This window comes from Arsenophonus sp. ENCA (assembly GCF_002287155.1).
Taxonomy (GTDB): Bacteria; Pseudomonadota; Gammaproteobacteria; order Enterobacterales; family Enterobacteriaceae; genus Arsenophonus; species Arsenophonus nilaparvatae.
On sequence record NZ_NHNG01000549.1, the window covers coordinates 1 to 952 of the forward strand.

The following is a 952-nucleotide window of genomic DNA, read 5'->3' on the forward strand; positions in this document are numbered from 1 at the left end:
ATATAATTCGCCATATTCCTCCTGAGGTAACCATCTGGGCAGATACCGGTTTTCAAGGTATAGATAAACAGCATCCTAATACACAAATCCCAAAAAAAGGAACTCGAAAAAGACCTTTATCGCCTGAACAAAAACAAGAAAATAAAATAATCTCGGGCATCCGTATTACAGTTGAACACGCCATCGCGGGTATCAAGCGCCTCGGTTGCATGACCCAAATTTTACGGAATCGTAGACCCTTTATTGATGATACCTTCTTACTCCTTAGCGCAGGTCTTTGGAATTTCCATCTCAGAACAGCGTAAAATTTACTTCAATCACCGAAACACCCTTATTTCACTATTAAGCAACACGCTTAGTGTAAGATACTCTAGTTTGGCGTTATCAGAAGTCAGCCCATCGCCTTTATCTCATGACACGGTTAGCCGATGGTTAAAAAGTAGATGTTTCCGCCCTAAAGACCTATGGCGATTAGTTGAACCTTCTATAGACAAAAAAAGCCCTTGTGTACTAATTGCCGATGATACATTGATTGCCAAAACACGTAAAGCGTGTTGCTTAATAGTGAAATAAGGGTGTTTCGGTGATTGAAGTAAATTTTACGCTGTTCTGAGATGGAAATTCCAAAGACCTGCGCTAAGGAGTAAGAAGGTATCATCAATAAAGGGTCTACGATTCCGTAAAATTTGGGTCATGCAACCGAGGCGCTTGATACCCGCGATGGCGTGTTCAACTGTAATACGGATGCCCGAGATTATTTTATTTTCTTGTTTTTGTTCAGGCGATAAAGGTCTTTTTCGAGTTCCTTTTTTTGGGATTTGTGTATTAGGATGCTGTTTATCTATACCTTGAAAACCGGTATCTGCCCAGATGGTTACCTCAGGAGGAATATGGCGAATTATATCGACTTTATCGAGTAAGCGTTTATCGTGACGGCGCCCATTTTTGCTCA

General features: G+C 40.9%; 3 protein-coding genes. 2 read left to right on the forward strand and 1 reads right to left on the reverse strand.

Features of this window, described 5'->3' with window-relative positions; translation table 11 throughout:
- Both CBG25_RS14205 and CBG25_RS14210 read left to right on the forward strand, forming a co-directional pair.
- The coding region (locus CBG25_RS14205; RefSeq protein ID WP_290603625.1) for a transposase family protein at window positions 1-305 on the forward strand (305 nt) is incomplete at its 5' end.
- The gene (locus CBG25_RS14210; RefSeq protein WP_290607413.1) at window positions 247-573 is read left to right on the forward strand and encodes a hypothetical protein; all 327 of its coding nucleotides are present in this window, start codon (window positions 247-249) and stop codon (window positions 571-573) included. The genes CBG25_RS14205 and CBG25_RS14210, both read left to right, overlap by 59 nt.
- Window positions 574-599: 26 nt before the next feature.
- Here CBG25_RS14210 and CBG25_RS14215 read toward each other — a convergent pair.
- Window positions 600-952, reverse strand: a 353-nt coding sequence (locus tag CBG25_RS14215; RefSeq protein WP_290603898.1) for a transposase family protein, incomplete at its 5' end; no start/stop codon positions are given.

Coding starts and splice junctions, on each gene's coding strand:
- CBG25_RS14210 (WP_290607413.1), top strand. CDS start 247: ATGATACCTTCTTACTCCTTAGCGCAGGTCTTTGGAATTTCCATCTCA.